The organism is Lysinibacillus fusiformis (assembly GCF_003049525.1).
Classification (GTDB): Bacteria; Bacillota; Bacilli; order Bacillales_A; family Planococcaceae; genus Lysinibacillus; species Lysinibacillus fusiformis.
Map to the genome: position 1 here is coordinate 18279 of NZ_PYWL01000002.1, position 18935 is coordinate 37213.

The window sequence follows — 18935 nt, forward strand, 5'->3', positions numbered from 1 at the left end:
ATGAACGTAGAAGTAAAAATTAAAAGAATGCATGAAGATGCAATGCTACCAATGCAAGCTAATCCCGGTGATGCTGGGATGGATCTCTATTCCATTGAAACTGTAGAGATACCCGCTGGTGGGACTAAATTAATTAAAACAGGCATTCAAATTGAATTACCTAAAGGAACGGAAGCACAAATTCGACCAAGAAGTGGACTAGCCTTAAAACATAGTATTACAGTGCTCAATAGCCCAGGAACAATCGATGAAGGCTATAGAGGGGAAATTGGTGTTATTTTAATTAATCATGGTCAAAATACGTTCTTAGTAGAAAAATCTATGCGAATTGCCCAAATGGTGATTCAATTTGTCCCTACTATTCAACTACTGGAAGTCAATGAATTATCTCAAACGGTTCGTGGAACTTCTGGATTTGGAGCGAGTGGTACAAAATAAGAGTCAGTTTTAAATAGGCGTATGTCGGGATTGAGTTTGATACTGAACTCAATCCTTTTTGTTTTTTTAAAATTGTCACATTCGTGTAACGTAGGTTCAGTACGATTTACATGAGGTGATAATATGAGAGAAATAAATCATAGGAAACGAATGAAAAATAAGTTCAACATGATAGTTTCCCTTTGGTGTGCTTTAATAGTCGTCTTTGCTAATGGCTGTATTTCTGTGGAGCAAGAAGAAAAACAAAAGAAACAAGAGAAACTGGCAACGCCACAGATGCAAAATGGTTTTTGGGATGAGCAAAGAAAAGGTACAAATTTTATGAATTCCACTTCTCTGCCAGAAAATTATGAAGAGGCTAATAAATTCAACATTGAATTTATCCGTTTAGCTCCTGATAAATGGGCAAAGGAAAGAGATTTCTTATTTGATGATAAACCTGATGCTACGCCTAATAAAGATTTTTTAATCGGTAATGCAGATCAGTATGAGGGAATTGTTGAAAATGATTTTAAGATGTTAAAAGAAGATTTAGATGCAGCTTATGCAAGAGGATCAAAAGTTGTACTAACTGTTCTTAGTCTTCCGGGAAACCGTTGGAGACAGTTTAATAACTATGAAAATGATGACCGAATTTGGCAAGACTTTAACTATCATGAGCAAGCAGCGCTTTTCTGGAAAGATCTTGCCATGCGCTTAAAAGATCACCCCGCAGTGGTAGGATATAATGTAATTAATGAACCGCATCCTGAAACAGCCACAGGTTTTAATGATTTTTGGACAGAAGACTATGATAAATGGTACGACAAGATAGAAAACACGCCAGCAGATTTAAATAGACTTTATGGAACGATTGTAGATTCTATACGATCTGTAGATGCGGATACACCTATTATTTTAGATTCGGGTTTATTTGCTACGCCTTGGGCAATAAACTATTTAAAACCAATAGAAGATAAAAATGTGCTGTATGCTTTCCATATGTATGAACCGTATGAAATGACAAGCCAAAATCGAAAAAAAGGATTCACATACACTTATCCTGGTAAGGTCAAAGTCGGGAATGATCAAAATGAAAAAATGTTTGATAAAACTTCATTAAAAGATTTTTTAGAACCCGTTGCTAAATGGGCAGAAAAGCACAATATATCAAACAACCGAATTATTGCAGAAGAGTTTGGCATTAACCGAATGGTTGATGGAGCGGATCAATATATGAAGGATTTAATTGATATTTTTAATGATTACGGCTGGCACTGGGCATTTTATGCATTTCGTGAAGACACGTGGGATGCTATGGATTTTGAATTAGGTAATAAACCTGTTAAAGAGGCCTATTGGGATGCGCGGGCAATTGGAGAACTACCTGATAGAAAAGCAATAGAAGTAGATAATTCTATTTGGGATGTCCTGAAAAAAGATCTCAACAAGTAACATATTTGTTCTCTGCTAAGATCAAATAGAAATTATTGTAGTAGTACAAACGATCGTTTGTACTACTTTTTTGCCTGACACTATGCGCTTTAAATCAGTCCATCTTTCAATCAATATCTTGCTGTTGCAGGTAATAAAAGATAGTAATTGCCTGTCATTTAGTTTCGAAAATAGTTACGCGCTAGTAGAGTTGCAGAATTATATTCATCAGGCAATTCATCCTCAAAAAAAATAGCCTCTACGGGGCAAACTAATTCACAAGCGCCACAATCAATACAAATATCAGGGTTAATGACATATTGAGTATCCGTATTCACAATGCAATTTACGGGACAGACATCTAAACAAACGGCTGCTTTTTCATCCCTACATAATTCTGTAATTACAAAAGCCATTACAAATCCTCCCATAATTGATGTTTTAATTCTTCAGGTGAGTGTGTCCAATACAGTTCATTAAATTCAGATAAAAATTGGGAAAGTAGTTTTTTTGAATTTGTATCGACATGATGGAGGAGAAAATTCCCTTTAAGTGCTTTATCTAAATAATTTACTTGCTCTGGCATCGATTTATAGCCAAGTTTAATGCGGCGTTCTTCTTTCGATACCCGTACTTCACTTGCGGTACATCCTGCATAATAAGGTCCATTTTCCCCGACCTGAAGCGCTACCCAAACAATCCAATATCGATTATAATCGTCACTAGCATGCGCTAAATCTGGTGAAAAACGCACTTTTTTTTCAATAATACTTCGCCCATGTAAGGCTTCTAGGTCTATAAATACGTGTTCTTTTTCACAATCTATAATAATAGGCGTTACATTATTTAAATCAAGGGTACCTACTCCGAACCCCCCATCTCCATCTGTTGAATCATTACTTAAGATGGTAAAATGTATCTTTTCTTTCATAGAAAACACCCCCACACTCTTTTTACAACATTTACAGGTGTCGCAAATAGAAACAATGTATAGTATTAAAAAGCAAATTCATTACGTATAGCTTTTATAAATTAATCTAATTGAACGTTTTAGTAGTAATTTTTATACTATACGTAATGGTTGCCAAGGATTTCTCCTCATACTTTTTTAATTCAAAAGTATAACTGAAATATACAACTTATTATCCTTTGTTGTCTTCGGACTTACGTCTGAATTGTTATGATATGGTAAATTGATGTTCGCTTACATTTTTATGAACTTTATATAAATAAGAAAATTGACAATGTCTATTTCGATAAATAAATTTCACTGAGTCATACAGAAAGAGTAGAATTGGTACTAAATAGATTTAATGAGAGGAAAAGAATAATGAAATTAGAACGATTACTATCTATTATCTTCAAGCTTCTCAATCATGAAATAGTGTCGGCTTCTAGCTTAGCAAATGAATTTCAAGTATCATCAAGGACAATTTATAGAGACATTGAAGCAATATGTGCCGCTGGTATACCAGTCGTTTCTTTCCAAGGGACAAACGGCGGTTTCGGGATTATAGAAGGATACAAATTCGATAAAAGCTTAATGGACCCTAACGACATTTTGAATTTAATCTCAGTATTAAGTAGTTTATCAAGTATCTTTGAAGATAAAGATGTTGAACATACACTAGAAAGACTAAAAATGCTGGACATAGGTGATAAAAAAAGTGCGTTCATGATTGATTTGGAAAGCTATAGGACGGAACCGAGTTCTTTAATGAACCTTAGACAAGCTATATACGAAAGAAAAGTAATTTACTTTAATTATGTAAATAATAAAAATGAATTTACGTCTCGTGAAGTAGAACCCATTCACCTTCATTATAAGTATTGTAACTGGTATTTATATGGTTATTGTAGAGGGCGTAAGAGTCATAGAGAATTTAAAGTATCGCGTATGATGGGCATTACTCTGACACAAGAAAAGTATTTACAAATGCATGAGTATAAAAGCGATTCATCCTATTCAAGAGGTCATCAAGAGAGAGTGCAGGAGGTGGTCATCTGGGTAAGTCCATATTCCTTAGCGGAAGCATTAGACCAATTCCAAAATTCTTCAAAGGTCATGAATAGCGATGGAAGTATGACATTTACATTTTCCGTTTATCAACCTCTGCATGCTGGATGGCTGAAATCGATTCTTTTAAGCTTCGGTAGTGAGGCTAAAATTATAAAGCCTGTTGAACTGCAATCAATTTTAGTAGAGGAAGCCAAAAAATTAATCAATATTTATAAAGATGTATGACAGGCTGCTGTCATATATCTTTTTTTATAATCAAAAAGTAAGTTTCTAATACTAATAATAAAGGAGTAGATGTTTTATGAATCATGCAAAAAATATGTACGAGTACCATGTTTGGGCTAATAAGGTGCTATTAGAAAGAATGAGGGAATTGCCAAGCCATGTTCTATATGAAGAGATTAAAAGTTCATACTCAACGATTGCTCAAACATTTAGTCACATATATGTCGTTGATGTAATGTGGTTACAAGTACTTAAAGGAATTGATATGCAAGAAGCATTTCAAGCTGCAAGGACATTGGTAGAAAAGACTAATTTTTATTCTTTAGATGAATTTATTAAGGCAAATGAAGAACTTGCTACACAGTATGAAAAATGGATGAGTAGCCAGCAAGATTTAGAGCAGAAAATAAACGTGAATAACCCTTGGTCAGGTTCTAGAAATACAGCATACTCAGAAATTTTATTCCATGTTGCTAATCATGGTACATATCACCGTGGAAACATAACAACTATGTTAAGACAACAGGGGTACGAATCTATCATGAATGACTTTTCTTTGTATTGGTATTTATAGTTGTTCCATACACTAAACATTTAAATATAATGCCACAACTACTGATTTTATATGATCTTACTAGAGGTAATGGTAGTAATCAACTCATCATATGGTTGAATCAGCAGAACCTTGCTGGATTTACTACATTCATCATTAAAAAATAAGGAGGAACACAATTGAAAAATGTTTTAGTTTTTATTATTGATGGCTTTGCCGATTGGGAGGCAAGTTATGTAACGGCAGAGTTAAATAAACCTGGGACAGGATTTCAAGTTCAGACAATTGCAATTGATAAAAATCCAAAGAAATCGATGGGAGGATTGACGGTTCTTCCTGACTATAGCCTACTAGATTTTCCTTTTGATTTAGAAATCACTATGTTAATCATACCTGGTGGAACTGGATGGAAGGAAGAGAAAAATCAACAGGCCAAGAAGCTTGTCGAGTTTTGCTTTACAGAGGACATCCCAGTTGCAGCAATCTGTGATGCCACTACTTTTTTAGGGAATCACGGATTTCTTGAGCAATATAAACATACAGGTAATTCATTAGCCTATTTGAAAGAAGCGGCACCTAATTATAAGGGGGATGAAAAATATATAGACCAGCAATCCGTTAGTGATGGCAGTCTTATAACAGCAAATGGCACCGGTGCATTAGAATTTTCGAGAGATATTTTATGTAAATTGGCTGTTTTAGAAAAAAAAGAACTAAAGGAATGGTATGATTTATTTAAAAAAGGATTTATTGTTTAATGGTCATCAGGTTGCTATTAAAATTTGATAAGTCCATTTCTACCATACCTTTAAAATAATAATTTAGGAATAACCTTCTACATCTAAGGATAGTAGGAGGTTATTTTTCCCTTTAGTGTTATATATTTTTTATATTAATCTATAGCTAATAATATATTATCCGTAATAATACGTGGCTTTTATAATGAAGATACCATATAAAAGGAGGGTCTAGCATGGAATTTAATAAACTTGGCAATAGTGGATTATCCATCAGTAAGATTGCCTATGGAAACTGGATAAATCATGGCGGAAAAGTGAATGAGGAGATGGCACATGCATGTGTAAGAGCAGCATTAGATGTTGGTATTACAACATTTGATACCGCTGATGTTTATTCAGACACGAAAGCAGAGGAAATACTTGGTCGCTCATTACAAGATGTGAGGAGAGAGAGCATTGAACTATGTACGAAGGTGTGCCATCCGACTGGTAATGGGCCAAACGATAAAGGTTTATCTCGAAAACATATTCTAGAAAATTGTCATGCTTCTTTACGTCGGTTACAAACCGACTATATTGATGTCTATTATGCACACAGGTACGATCCAACTACTCCTCTCGAAGAAACGATGCTAGCATTCTCAGATCTTGTAAGACAAGGTAAAGTACTTTATATCGGTGTAAGTGAGTGGACGGCAGAACAAATTACTAGGGCTGCATCTCTTGCACGAGAATTGCATATTCCTCTCATCGCTAGCCAACCACAGTATTCCATGCTATGGAGAGTTATCGAAACTGATGTGATACCGACTTGCCAACGTGAAGGGCTAGGACAGGTCGTTTGGTCGCCTCTAGCACAAGGTATTCTTACAGGAAAATATTTACCACAAAAACCAGTGCCAGTGCAGTCCCGGGCTAACTCTGATGCGGGCAAACCTTTTTTCAACAAACTTGCACGACGTTGGATGGACGACAATGTACTCACGGCTATACAAAAGCTTAAACCTATTGCACAAGAGATGGATCTTACTCTTGCTCAACTTGCAGTAGCTTGGGTACTACAAAACGAGCATGTTTCCTCAGCGATTATTGGTGCGTCAAGCCCAGAACAGGTAAGAGAGAATGCATTAGCTGCTAGCGTCAAACTAGAACCTGCAATCATGAATCAGATTGATGGAGTTCTAGAAGGTATCATTGAGTACGACCCAAGTAAAACGGGATAATTTTTTGTACAAGACTTTTCATACTTGATGACCCATCCCATTATAGGATGGGCTTTTATTATTGGTCATTCATTTGGGACATATAATAGTGCTCTCTAACAATTGTTAAGAAATGAGGAACGACTGAAGATTTTTCATCTTGTCTCCAGCCAACATATAGGTTTATTTTTGGTGTAGTCTCTTTGATTTTTTTATAGATTACTCCAGGACGGTTATAACTTTCCATCGATGAAGGAACAACAGAAACACCCATTCCAGTTGCCACTAGATTAACAATCGTTTGCATTTGTATAGCCTCTTGCACGACGTTTAAACTTACCCCGTGATCCCAAAAGTAGCTAATGATTAAATCATAAAAATGGGGACCAAAATGCCGCGGAAACATTATAAACGGTTCATCCGCTAGTAATTGTAATGGAATTTCGGGCAAAGAGACTAAAGGGTGATCTTGATGTAAAACTAATCTTAAAGATTCCTCAAAACAAATTTCTGAAGCAAGTGTTTCGTTGTTCTGCTCAGAACGTATAAATCCAATATGAATTTGTTTTTCATAAAGTGCTGCTAATTGTTGTTCTGTTGTCATTTCACGTAAGGTAAGATGAACTTGTGGAAAGCGTGCTCTAAATTTATTAAGGATTTTTATAACGATTTCTGTTGAATCAACAAAACCTATGATTAAGCTCCCATTTTTCCCTTCAGCAGCAAGTTGTGTTTCATGTATGGTTTTTTCTAATTGAATGAGAGTTTGCCTAGATCCTTGTAAAAATATCTTCCCTGCATCTGTTAGCTCAACCATTCTCTTTGTCCGATGAAAAAGTTGAACGCCCAGCTCTTCTTCTAATTTACGAATTTCTTGGCTAAGGGGAGGCTGTGCCATCCGAAGACGTTCTGCCGCACGACTAAAATTCAATTCTTCTGCCACCATCATGAAATAGCGCATCTTTCTAATATCTATTTTCAATCACCCCTTCTAAAATCGATATAGTAATGATAGGCGAACAATAATTATAGCTAATTTTAACAATTTATATTTTATTAGCATAGAGATTAACCTGTTAATGCTTTACATTTATACCGTTCTATAATTCATTAAACATACTATTATACCAAAAAAATAAATGGAATCTGAAAAATGGAAATTAAAGTTTTCAGCTATAAATAAATGTTTTTATGTGCATTTTGTCTTCGTTTATCTAATTATTGGGAAAAAGTTATGTAATAATTACCTATCTAACCAATTTGGTATTAAAATTACCTTATTTTTAGCGTTTATTTATTGGTAATGTAGTTATATTATTGTCTTGTAAAGCAAATTTAAGATTGATTGGTATTTTTCATCATGAAAATTTTTGAAGGCTGCTTTATCCATAACGATTAGTAATTATTATTTGAGAGAACGTATTATACATATCTTTAAAAGTTAATAGAGCGGTAATATTGTTCTCACAGAATAATATAATTTTATTTGAATTCTGGAGGAATATAAAATGACGAAACATAACAAAGGTCGTAAATTTTTCGTAACTACTGCTACAGCAGCACTTGTAGCATCAGCAATCGTACCGGTAGCATCAGCTGCTGAATTTAATGATGCAGATAGCATTTCATCATGGGCAAAAGAAGCGGTGCAGTTTTTAACTGACAAAGGTTTCATCCAAGGTGATGAAAAAGGAAACTTCAACCCAGCAGGTACACTTACTCGTGCTGAAGCTGCTGAAATTTTATCAAAAGCATTAGACTTAAAAGCTACTGGAACAGAAGATTTTACAGATGTAAATGAAAATGACTGGTTCTATAATGCAGTGCTTGCTACTTCACCAGAATTATTTGACGGTATGGGTAATGGTAAATTTGAACCAAAAGCACAATTAACAAGAGAACAAGCTGCTAAAGTTATCGTTCAAGGTTATGAATTAACTGGTAAAGCAGACCTTAGCCAATTCTCAGATGCTTCTAAAGCTTCTAAATGGGCTGTATCTTACTTAGAAACAGCTGTTGAAAATGGTGTAATCAATGGTAAAGGATCATTATTAGCGCCACAAGATAAAATTAGCCGCGAAGAATTTGCTACTATGGTTAAACGTACAATTGATGCAGTTAAAGAAGTAACACCAGCAGTAGAATCAGTAAAAGGACTTAATGCAAAAGAATTTGAAGTGAAGTTCAACACAGCTGTTGATGCAAAAGATGCTGCTGTAACAGCGAAATATGCAATTGATGGTGTAACGATTACGAACGCTAAAGTATCTGAAGATGGAATGACTGTTACTTTAACAACTGATAAAGAAATTAAATTAACAAATGGCAAAGTGACTGTAAACCCAATCAAAACAAAAGCAGATGCAAAAATTCTAACTGAAGAATTTAATAAATTAATCACATTTGCTGATACAACTCCTGTTAGCGTAAATTCTGTTGAAGCAAAAGGCACAACAGCTGTAATCACTTTCGATGAGCTTGTACAAAACGAAGGAACAGTAAGCTTAAACGGTACTGAACTTGCTAAAGATCGTTATACATTATCTGGAAAAACATTAACGATCAAAGGTTTAACTGCTGATCAAACTTATAAAGTAGACATCGTAGGGGCAACTGACTTCGCTAATAATATCGCAAATCCAATTGCAGTGAACTTCACGGTTCTAAAAGCAGACGTTGATAATTCTAAACCAACTGTTTCTACTGCAGTGAATGGAACAGAAATCACGTTTGATTTCTCAGAAGAATTAATGAAACAAAATCTTGATGCAGATGCTGGTGCTACTGCTGCCGAATATGCAAAAGTAACAGTCGGTTCTACTGTTTACTACTTAAAAGATGCTGATATGAAAGATACAGAGGATAAAACTGTATTTACTATTGATGCAAAAGCTGCATTAGGTACAGCTACATTCATTAATGCGGACGTGAAAGTCGAAGGACAAAAAGATTTAGCTGGTAATGCTGGAGATGCATTTGAATTCAAGGCTATTTTATCTAAAGATTTAACGCCTGCTACACTTGTATCTACTTCGACTAAAATGTTAGTAGCTGACGATGTTAATGCTACTACTGATGTAGATGCTCTATACCTTACTTTTAGCGAGCCAGTAAAAGTAGATGGTAAATTAACAGTTAAAACTCAAAATGGTATTGCTTACACTACTGGAAAAGAAACAGCTGTAAAAGCAGATGCTGGTTACGATGTAGATGGTAACGGTAAAATTGAGGGTGCCGAGAAAAACACTGTGAAAGTGAACATTGACTTAGATAGCAATTCAACATACACATTTGAATTATCTGCTAAAGCAGTTGCTGATTTAGCTGGCAACGTAACTGCAGATACAATCACATTCAATGTGACAACTGGCACGTATGAAGCTACACCTGAAACTACTACAGATTCATTAGTATTTGGGGCTACACCAGTTGTAGTAACAGATAACAATGTATTCACTGTTGAATATGCTGCTGATGTGACTGCAACAGCAACAAACGCTTCTAGCTACACACTTGGAGGAAAAGAGCTACCTGCTGGCACTCAACTTCAATTTGTTGATGGTACTAAAAAAGTACGCTTCACTTTACCAGAGGGTTCTATCACTGCAAATGGTAATTATGTACTTGAAGCTAAAAATGTAGTAGATACTAAAGGTAACACTCTTAAAAATGGCAAAGCGACAACTCTAGTTGCTCTTAAAGAAAATATTGTGCCTGTAGCTTCTAAAGTAACAGTAGTAGATAGCAAAACATTTACAGTTGACTTCACTGAAAGCATTGCTGATCAAGCTACACCAACAGGTTTAACAGTTAAAATTGCTGGCTCAACTGTAGAAATTGCTTCAGCTTCTGTAGCTAATGGTAAATTAACTGTAACAACTAAAGCTGACTACGCTTTAACTGATAGCATTGTAGTTGAATTTAAAGCTACAAACCTTGTTGATGCAAATAACAACAAAGTAAAAGACGGTTCAGTTTCAAAATAATTAAGCTGATCATGTAAGAAAGCCCTGTGGATTTCCGAGGGCACTGAAAAAGTCAATATCTTCTCATATTGCGAGGTATTCAGCGATTAAATCGTTGAATACCTCGCTTTTTTCATTTGGCACTGTAACTCTACTGTTGTTTTCCGAAGCATTCCGCTCGCTTTCTGCGGGCGAGCGCCGAGCCTCCTCCTACGCTTCTCTTCGTGCGGGGTCTCGTCTGTCTCGCTTTCCCGCAGGAGTCGAGCGATACTTCTCCAAACAACGCAATGTATCACACTATTATTTTAGTCACGCTTTCTTTTATAATAAAAGAATTAATGTGCAGGTGGTGCCCCCGATGATATCAAATCAAGAAACCCTTAATTTAAGTCCATATATGGCGATCTACGATATTGTTGTGCCAAAAGATAATATACTTCGCCAAATCAATGAACTTGTTGATTTTTCATTCATTTTAGAAGAGTTAAAACCAAAATATTGTTTAGACAATGGACGTAATGCCATTCCTCCAATTCGTATGTTTAAGTACTTATTATTAAAAGCGATTTACGATGTATCAGACGTCGACCTTGTAGAGCGTTCAAAGTTCGATATGTCATTCAAATATTTCTTGGATATGGCGCCAGAAGATCCAGTCATTGATTCAAGTTCGCTTACAAAATTTCGTCGGCTTCGTCTTCAAGACGTAAGCTTATTAGACATGCTCATTGGGAAAACAGTTGAGATCGCATTGGAGAAAAATATCATCAACCGTCAAACGATTATTGTGGATGCCACACATACAAAAGCACGTTACAACCAAAAAACGCCTAAAGAATTTTTACAAGAGAAATCAAAAAACGCTCGAAAAGCTGTCTACAAAATTGACGAATCAATGAAAGAGAAATTCCCCGCAAAGACCACTTCTAACGAAGTAAAGGATGAATTAACTTACTGTAAGGCAGTTATTTCAGTCATTGAAAAGGAACCACAAATTGCACAAATGCCATCTGTCAAAGAAAAGCTGAATATTTTAAAAGAAGTCGCAGAAGATTTCCAAGAACATCTAAATTACTCTTCTGATACGGATGCGCGAAAAGGGCATAAGACATCGGAATCTTCTTTCTTCGGGTATAAGACACATATCGCGTTGAGTGATGAACGTATTATTACAGCGGCTGTCATTACAACAGGTGAAAAAAGCGATGGAAAATATCTTCAAGAGTTTATTGAAAAAAGCACACAAGCAGGTATGAAAATTAATAAAGTTATTGGAGACGCAGCTTACTCCGAAAAGGCAAATATCGAATATACAAAAGAAGAGAAAATCGCGCTCGTTGCAAAGCTGAATCCTATTCTTACACAAGGACCACGAAAAGAAGAAGACAAGTTTGAGTTTAATAAAGAAGCTGGAATGTTTGTAAGGCCGGTCATCTCGCGACAAGAAAAGCCCGTACGGGTAAAAAAGGAACGAGTAAGAGTCAAAGTCAGACATATTATTTTAACGTTGAAAGATGCAGAGTATATCCAATGAGAGAGGGCTGTTATAAAGAAGGCGCAAAAAGTAAAACATATTCTGTCACAATTAAGTCGGATACACATGTCGAACAAGAGGCATTTCAAAATACGGAAGCATTTAAGCAATTAGCCGTAAATCGCTACAAAATAGAAGCGAAGAATAGTGAATTAAAAAACGGACACGGGTACGATAAAGCATCGACTGCGGGTCTATTTGGCATGGAAATTCAAGGTGCTACAACGATATTCGCTGTCAATTTGAAACGGATATTAAAGCTACTAAACGAAAATGAATAAGGAATAGAGACAGAAATAAGGCACTTCCTGTTCAAAATTGAACAAAAAGTGCCTTATTTTCAACTGAAAAAGGTTCGCTTGTATGAAGACGTAAGTTTTTCAGTGCCCTAGGATTTCCACAGGGCTTTTTTGTTAGTCCACATAGTTTCTACTATTATAATAGGCAACATTATTTATAAGGAAACTCTTTCGGAATCGGTCCGAATGCAATCCAATGATATTTAATATATTTTCCCACCAGAAATACTACAATCCATGTAGCAAATAGAGCAACTATAAAGCCTCCCACACTCCAAACATGAAATAAGAGACTATTGCCACTTACAGGTATTTGACGATAAAGTAAGAGGAAAAAAGGATGTAATAAATAAATGCCAAATGATAGTGTCCCAAGGTTAATAAGGGCATTTACAAAGGTTTTATTCCCTCTTTCATAAATCCAGAAGGAAAGTTGTAACACTACAATACAGGCCGATAAAGATTGGAGCTGAAAAACTAGTTCAAATACGATACTGTTGGCTAAATAGGTTTGGGATGAGTAAACAAAATAATATAGATAAATATTATAAATAGTAGAAAATAACCAAATAGCCCAAATGAAATATATAGAAACAGGGAAGTTTTCTTTTGTTAGCTGGAACCATCGTTTATACTTTTCAAAATAAATTCCTAAAAATGCACCAGCCAGGAAATAAAGTATATAAGAGAATGAAATACTCCCTCTGAATGGATACTGCCAAAACTCAGCATTAAATTGGATAAAAATCCATTGAAGAGCTAGTCCTATCCATATCAGGTGAGGGGATAGGGCGGGTTTTTTCTTTAAAATATATAAGAATAATGGGAACAATAGATAGAACTGCACCATAATAAATATATAGTATAAATGAGTATATGTTTTTCCAATTAGTAGTTTCTCAAGAAATTCAACACTAAAAAGGGCGTGCCATGTTAATGAAAAATCATGTGTCACATAAAATTGCATGGCCGCATAATAAAAGACGGAAAAAAAGAGATAGGGAATAAGTATTTGGGTAACTCTTTTTTTATAAAAACGAACAATCAGTGTTTTTGTGAAATCCTTTTGTATATAGTTGTAAAATAAAACAAACCCACTTAAAAAAATAAAAACAGGGACAGCGAATTTGGGAAAAATATTCAAAAATACGTAAATGGAGTAGAGTCTTGATTCGCTGGATAAAGCTGTAACAGGTGTACTAGTAGAATGGATAAGAAGTACAGCTAGTATAGCTAAGGCTCTAGTAATATTTAATTCATCAATATGTGCTCGTTTCATATGATCATCTCCAAAAATAGTTGATAGTTTTTGAGTTCCCTGAATTTAATGCTCATATACATTAATGGTATGTTTGAGAACATGAATTTAGACAATTTTTTATAACGCTTGACTAGAAGCAACTAGTGATACGTTCATGGCTTACTATAAAGAGCTTTTATGTCAGGTAGATGTCAAACAAAAAAAGCTACCATGCTGAGGCATAGTAGCTTGTAGGAATGAAAGTAGCATGATAAAAGCCTTCCTACATTCATTTGTAAGAAGGCTTCGTTTAATTTATTTATAATTTCACAAGGAATCTACCTCTTGCTTGACCTTTCAGTAACATAGGTAAAACATCTGGAAGTTGCTGCAATGTTACCTCTTGATGAATGAAGCTTTCAAGGTTTGTCGGTTTAAAATCTGTCGCTAAACGATTCCATATTTTCAATCGTACATCCATTGGACAATAAACAGAATCAATTCCAAGTAAATTCACGCCTCTTAAAATGAAGGGGAAGACACTTGTAGGAAGGTTTGTTCCTGCTGTTAACCCACTGCTAGCAACTGCACCTCCATACTGAATTTGGCTCAATAAAGAGGCAAGTGGCTCTCCTCCAACAGAATCGACAGCTGCAGCCCATTTTTGTTTGCCTAACGCTCTAATTTTCCCATCAAATACGTCTCCACGATCTACAATTGAAGTGGCTCCAAGGTTATTCAAGTATTCATGTTCTGAATCTTTTCCTGTACTTGCTTCTACTTGATAACCTAGTGTTGAAAGAATCGAGACAGCAAAACTGCCTACACCCCCAGTTGCACCCGTAACAAGGACTTTTCCTTTCTCAGGATTAATGCCATTTTCTTCGAGTCTTTGAATAGACAAAGCAGCTGTAAATCCGGCTGTTCCTATAATCATCGCCTCTTTGAGAGATAGACCGCTTGGAAGTGGAACAATCCATTTAGAAGGAATACGAGCGTACTCACTAAATCCTCCAAAGTGGGCTACGCCAATTTCATAGCTTGTTGCAATTACCTCGTCACCTTCATGGAAACGGGGATCTTCAGAGGATACAACAATCCCAGCTAAATCAATACCGGGTACGAAAGGATAGGAAGTAACGATTTTACCGTCTGGTATAGTTGCTAAACTGTCTTTATAATTAATGCCAGAGTAGCTTACTTTAATTAATACTTCACCATTTGGTAGATCATTTACAGTAAGATTATTAACTTTCACCGAAAAATTCTCATCTTGATTGACTACCAACGCTTTAAAGTTTTCTAATGTCATCCTAAACATCCTCCTACAATATAATTCCATTAAACAGTATCAAAATTATTCTGACCGGTCAATATAAAATTGGAAATGGCACTCTGTTCATGTATAATGACTTGTATCAAGTCATTGGAGGCTTTTATGAAAAAGAAAGAGGAAGAACGAAAGAAACAAATAATGAAAGCAGCCTTTGAGGCTGTTTCAAATTTAGGCTATGATAATGTTACATTACAAGATATTGCCGATCATGCAGATGTTTCGAAAGGTGTCGTTCACTATTACTTTACGAGCAAGCAAAACATATTATTAGAATTACTGGAATCCACAACAAACAAAATCTATAGTTTTGAAATAAAAGAAATTGCCAAATACGAGAAGGCAATAGAAAAACTTCATGCCTATATAAATGCTGTTTTTGTATCCCCTCAGGACAATAAAAAATTTTACAGAGTGTATTTAGATTTTTTAGCCCAAGCGAATGGAAATGAAGCCTATAAAAAAATAAACTTAAAATTTTATGAGAATTGTTGGGGAATTGGACAAGAAATTATTGAGTTAGGACAGCATGAAGGTGTGTTTTGTGAAGATATGGATTCCTTAGCAAGTGCAAAAATGGTAAGGGCGATGATTGATGGTTCTTTGATACAATGGTTAACCGATGATTTAGAAGAACAACATCAATATTATAAAGAAACGTGTTTGAATAGTATTTTAAAATTATTAAAAACTTAGCAGTTTTAAGGCCCTACTAGCTACGTCGTAGGGCTTTTTTTCTGTCCAAATAATCGACTAAAGCTATTTTAAATAAAATTTTTAGTAGAAAAAAAGAGTGCCTAACATAAACAAAATAGGATGTATTTTCAATATTATGACATTAAATAGTGTTGAAACCTTAAATTACCTTGAAAATTTTCAAAAAAAACTATAAAAAAAGAATAGTTTCACTGTTCTGTTTTTGAAATTTCTGACAATAAATGATGTAAAATTGTAAAATATTGTTTGTGTATTCATTACTTTGCTGTTTATGCATTCATTTATGCATGATGAAATCTATGTTTTTAATAATCCAAACTGTATAAAAATTAAAAATAATGTCGAGTTGAGTCAATTTTTCATTTTCTTTATACTGTGAAAGTAATTATTGGAGAGGAGAAAATTATTATGCGTAAAGAAGTGACAATTATTGGGGTGCCAATGGATTTGGGTCAAACGAGAAGAGGAGTCGACATGGGGCCGAGTGCAATTCGATATGCTGGTCTAACAGATCGACTTGAGGGTCTTGGATATTCCATTCAGGACGAAGGGGATCTGACTATCGAACTCGTTCATAAAGATGTAGAAATAGAGGCAACAACTAACTTAAAAAATTTAAAAACTGTAGCTGATGCTAATGACAAGCTTGGTCAAAAAGTAGATCAAGTTATTTCCTCAAAACGCTTTCCTTTAGTTTTAGGTGGAGATCATAGTATTGCCATTGGTACATTAGCAGGTGTTTCCAAACATTATGAGAATCTAGGCGTTATTTGGTATGATGCCCATGGTGATTTAAATACAGGTGAAACATCACCTTCAGGTAATATTCATGGAATGTCTTTGGCAGTAAGCTTAGGACTTGGTCATCCGGCACTTACGAATATTGGTGGCTATGCGCCAAAAGTGAAGCCTGAAAATGTTGTTATTATTGGGGCACGTGATTTAGATCCAGGTGAGAAACAACTAATTAAGGAAATTGGCATTAAGGTGTATACGATGCATGAAATCGATCGTTTGGGCATGACGACAGTAATGTCTGAAACGATTGAATATTTAAAGGAACGCACTGACGGTGTCCATTTATCTTTAGATTTAGATGGCCTTGATCCTAATGATGCTCCAGGTGTAGGAACTCCAGTGGCAGGTGGTATTAGCTACCGAGAAAGTCATCTTGCTATGGAAATGCTATCAGAAGCAAATATTATTACTTCTGCAGAGTTTGTAGAGACAAACCCAGTTTTAGATCAATATAATAAAACAGCTATCGCTGCCGTAGCTTTAATCAGCTCACTCTTTGGCGATACATTACTTTAAGCAAACGATTGGGAAGATGAATGAACCTATAAGGAAGAACTTTTTTAATAAAATTAGGTCGGCACAACCGAATATTAGAAAATTGCTCTCCCTCATTATAGTTTACAATAGAACGAATTAATGCTCTAGACTAAACGGGAACTTTTATTTGTCAGAAAATTGACTGTTCACAAAATAGATTAAATTTTATAAATCAAATCTATTGATATTTCTACTAGTTATCTTTTTGTACTTACAAAAGTAAGTGCTTACAAGGTAATAGCATAAGGGGTTTTTTTATGGCATCAGAACAATATGAATTAAAAAGAAGTATGAAAGCTAGACACTTGTTTATGATCTCACTTGGGGGTTGTATAGGAACGGGGTTTTTCCTTGGATCAGGCTTTACCATTAATCAAGCCGGACCAACTGGCGCCATTCTTTCTTATTTAGTAGGCGGATTAGTGATGTATCTAACGATGCTTTGTTTAGGTGAATTATCAGTGGCTATGCCAGTATCTGGTTCATTTCAAACATACACGACGAAATTTATAGGTCCTGCTACTGGTTTTGCTGTTGGCTGGCTTTATTGGCTAGGTTGGGCAGTAACGGTTGCCCTTGAATTTTTAGGCGCTGGACAACTTATGCAAAGATGGTTTCCTGAATCACCAGTATGGATGTGGTGTTTAATATTCGGGGCACTGCTCTTTTTGTTAAATGGTTTATCAGCAAAGGCATTTGGTGAAGCAGAGTTTGTCTTTTCTAGCATTAAAATTTTGGCCATCATTATGTTCCTAGGAGTTGGGGGAGCAGCTATGTTTGGCTTGATCGATATGAAGGATGGAACGGAGGCCCCATTCCTTACTCATTTTTATGAGGGTGGACTATTTCCAAATGGTGTAACAGCATTGCTTATAACGATGATCACTGTGAATTTTTCATTCCAAGGAACAGAGTTAATTGGTATTGCTGCAGGGGAAAGTGAAAATCCGGAAAAAACGATTCCTAAATCTATTAAACAAACCGTATGGCGTACACTTTTCTTCTTTGTTCTATCCGTGGTTGTGCTTGCAGGTATGATTCCTATGGATAAAGCGGGAGTTGTTGAAAGCCCATTTGTAGTTGTATTGGATAGTATAGGTATACCTTATGCGGCTGACATCATGAACTTCGTTATTTTAACAGCGTTATTATCGGTTGCTAACTCTGGTCTATATGCAGCAACGCGTATGTTATTCTCTCTTTCCGTTGAAAAAATGGCTAGCCCACTTTTAGGGAAGGTTAATAAGAGAGGGATTCCTATGAACGCATTATTAATAACACTTGCTGTAGCCGGATTATCACTTCTGTCTAGTGTTTTCGCTGCAAAAACAGTTTTTGTTTGGCTTTTATCGCTAGCAGGTTTAGGCGCTCAAATAGGCTGGATTGCAATTACAGCATCACAAATCGCCTTTAGACGATCTTATGTGCGACAAGGGGGAAAAGTGGAGGATTTAAAATTCAAAGCTCCACTTTATCCAATCATTCCAATTATCGGTTTAGTCGCAAACTGTATTGTTATGGCGAGCTTGGCATTTGATCCATCGCAACGATTAGCACTTTATTGTGGTGGAGCATTCTTTATTGGCTGTTACATCGTTTATTACTTAAAAGTGAAGAAGACTAAGGCGATAAAAATAAGCCAACAAGAAGTACAGTTAAAATTAGATCAAAAAATGTATCTTTAAGTATGGGGAGTAGCTGCTAAGACGGCTACTCTTTTCTATTTTTCCTCCTCAATCCCACAAATTTAGAAAAATGAAGGACGTATCTCATAAAAAAATGTTCCAATAAAAAGTGAAATATTTTATCGTTATTCGATAAAAAAATATTGAAATTAGATAATTTATCGTATATTCTTCATACAAGAAGAATTTAGTTTTGCACGCTAAGTTCCTCATACTTTGTATCATTACTGAGGTGA

Annotated in this window: 15 protein-coding genes and 1 pseudogene; 11 read left to right on the top strand and 5 right to left on the bottom strand. The window is 35.4% G+C overall.

Going from position 1 to position 18935, the window contains the following annotated elements; all coding sequences use genetic code 11:
• A complete protein-coding gene (dut, locus tag C9J29_RS05035) occupies positions 1-438 on the top strand; it encodes a dUTP diphosphatase (RefSeq protein ID WP_107921752.1) in 438 nt (145 codons plus the stop codon).
• Positions 439-588: 150 nt separating this feature from the next.
• On the top strand, positions 589-1872 hold the full coding sequence (locus tag C9J29_RS05040) for a glycoside hydrolase family 5 protein (RefSeq protein ID WP_371861896.1): 1284 nt from the start codon (positions 589-591) through the stop codon (positions 1870-1872).
• A gap of 158 nt (positions 1873-2030) precedes the next feature.
• Here the strand turns inward: C9J29_RS05040 and C9J29_RS05045 are convergent, their stop codons facing one another.
• Both C9J29_RS05045 and C9J29_RS05050 read right to left on the bottom strand, forming a co-directional pair.
• Positions 2031-2267: an indolepyruvate ferredoxin oxidoreductase subunit alpha gene (locus C9J29_RS05045; protein WP_089985475.1), complete on the bottom strand. Its 237-nt coding sequence runs from the start codon at positions 2265-2267 to the stop codon at positions 2031-2033.
• On the bottom strand, positions 2267-2782 hold the full coding sequence (locus C9J29_RS05050; RefSeq protein ID WP_090001246.1) for a YwhD family protein: 516 nt from the start codon (positions 2780-2782) through the stop codon (positions 2267-2269). Before C9J29_RS05050 ends, C9J29_RS05045 begins: the two co-directional genes overlap by 1 nt.
• Positions 2783-3181: 399 nt before the next feature.
• Here C9J29_RS05050 and C9J29_RS05055 point away from each other — a divergent pair, with 399 nt between their 5' ends.
• The 4 genes from C9J29_RS05055 (at position 3182) to C9J29_RS05070 (ending at position 6612) form a co-directional block, all read left to right on the top strand.
• Positions 3182-4096 carry a helix-turn-helix transcriptional regulator gene (locus C9J29_RS05055; protein ID WP_090001248.1) on the top strand — a complete coding sequence of 305 codons (915 nt, stop codon included), beginning with the start codon at positions 3182-3184 and terminating at the stop codon, positions 4094-4096.
• 76 nt (positions 4097-4172) lie between these two features.
• Positions 4173-4670 carry a DinB family protein gene (locus C9J29_RS05060; RefSeq protein ID WP_008174428.1) on the top strand — a complete coding sequence of 166 codons (498 nt, stop codon included), beginning with the start codon at positions 4173-4175 and terminating at the stop codon, positions 4668-4670.
• A gap of 158 nt (positions 4671-4828) precedes the next feature.
• Positions 4829-5407 carry a type 1 glutamine amidotransferase family protein gene (locus C9J29_RS05065; RefSeq protein ID WP_008174425.1) on the top strand — a complete coding sequence of 193 codons (579 nt, stop codon included), beginning with the start codon at positions 4829-4831 and terminating at the stop codon, positions 5405-5407.
• Between the two features lie 215 nt (positions 5408-5622).
• A complete protein-coding gene (locus C9J29_RS05070; protein ID WP_008174423.1) occupies positions 5623-6612 on the top strand; it encodes an aldo/keto reductase family protein in 990 nt (329 codons plus the stop codon).
• A gap of 58 nt (positions 6613-6670) precedes the next feature.
• Here C9J29_RS05070 and C9J29_RS05075 read toward each other — a convergent pair whose 3' ends face one another.
• Complete coding sequence (locus C9J29_RS05075) at positions 6671-7567, bottom strand: LysR family transcriptional regulator (RefSeq protein ID WP_107922000.1); 897 nt, start codon at positions 7565-7567, stop codon at positions 6671-6673.
• Between the two features lie 532 nt (positions 7568-8099).
• Here C9J29_RS05075 and C9J29_RS05080 point away from each other — a divergent pair.
• Together C9J29_RS05080 and C9J29_RS05085 are read left to right on the top strand one after the other, a co-directional pair.
• Positions 8100-10577 (top strand): S-layer homology domain-containing protein, encoded by a 2478-nt coding sequence (locus tag C9J29_RS05080; RefSeq protein WP_090001252.1) that lies wholly within the window; start codon positions 8100-8102, stop codon positions 10575-10577.
• Positions 10578-10914: 337 nt separating this feature from the next.
• Positions 10915-12371: pseudogene (locus tag C9J29_RS05085) on the top strand (IS1182 family transposase).
• Positions 12372-12540: 169 nt separating this feature from the next.
• Here C9J29_RS05085 and C9J29_RS05090 read toward each other — a convergent pair.
• Positions 12541-13668, bottom strand: a complete 1128-nt coding sequence (locus tag C9J29_RS05090; protein WP_107921753.1) for an acyltransferase — start codon at positions 13666-13668, stop codon at positions 12541-12543.
• Between the two features lie 280 nt (positions 13669-13948).
• The gene (locus C9J29_RS05095; RefSeq protein WP_008174407.1) at positions 13949-14941 is read right to left on the bottom strand and encodes an NADPH:quinone oxidoreductase family protein; all 993 of its coding nucleotides are present in this window, start codon (positions 14939-14941) and stop codon (positions 13949-13951) included.
• A gap of 126 nt (positions 14942-15067) precedes the next feature.
• Between C9J29_RS05095 and C9J29_RS05100 the strand changes: the two genes are divergently transcribed.
• The 3 genes from C9J29_RS05100 to C9J29_RS05110 all read left to right on the top strand — a co-directional run bounded on the left by C9J29_RS05100 (position 15068) and on the right by C9J29_RS05110 (position 18699).
• Complete coding sequence (locus C9J29_RS05100) at positions 15068-15658, top strand: TetR/AcrR family transcriptional regulator (RefSeq protein WP_043989754.1); 591 nt, start codon at positions 15068-15070, stop codon at positions 15656-15658.
• A 429-nt stretch (positions 15659-16087) separates the two neighbouring features.
• Complete coding sequence (gene rocF, locus C9J29_RS05105; protein ID WP_089985488.1) at positions 16088-16993, top strand: arginase; 906 nt, start codon at positions 16088-16090, stop codon at positions 16991-16993.
• Between the two features lie 278 nt (positions 16994-17271).
• Positions 17272-18699, top strand: coding sequence for an amino acid permease (locus C9J29_RS05110; RefSeq protein WP_008174402.1), 1428 nt, complete (start codon positions 17272-17274; stop codon positions 18697-18699).
• Positions 18700-18935 lie beyond the last annotated feature (236 nt).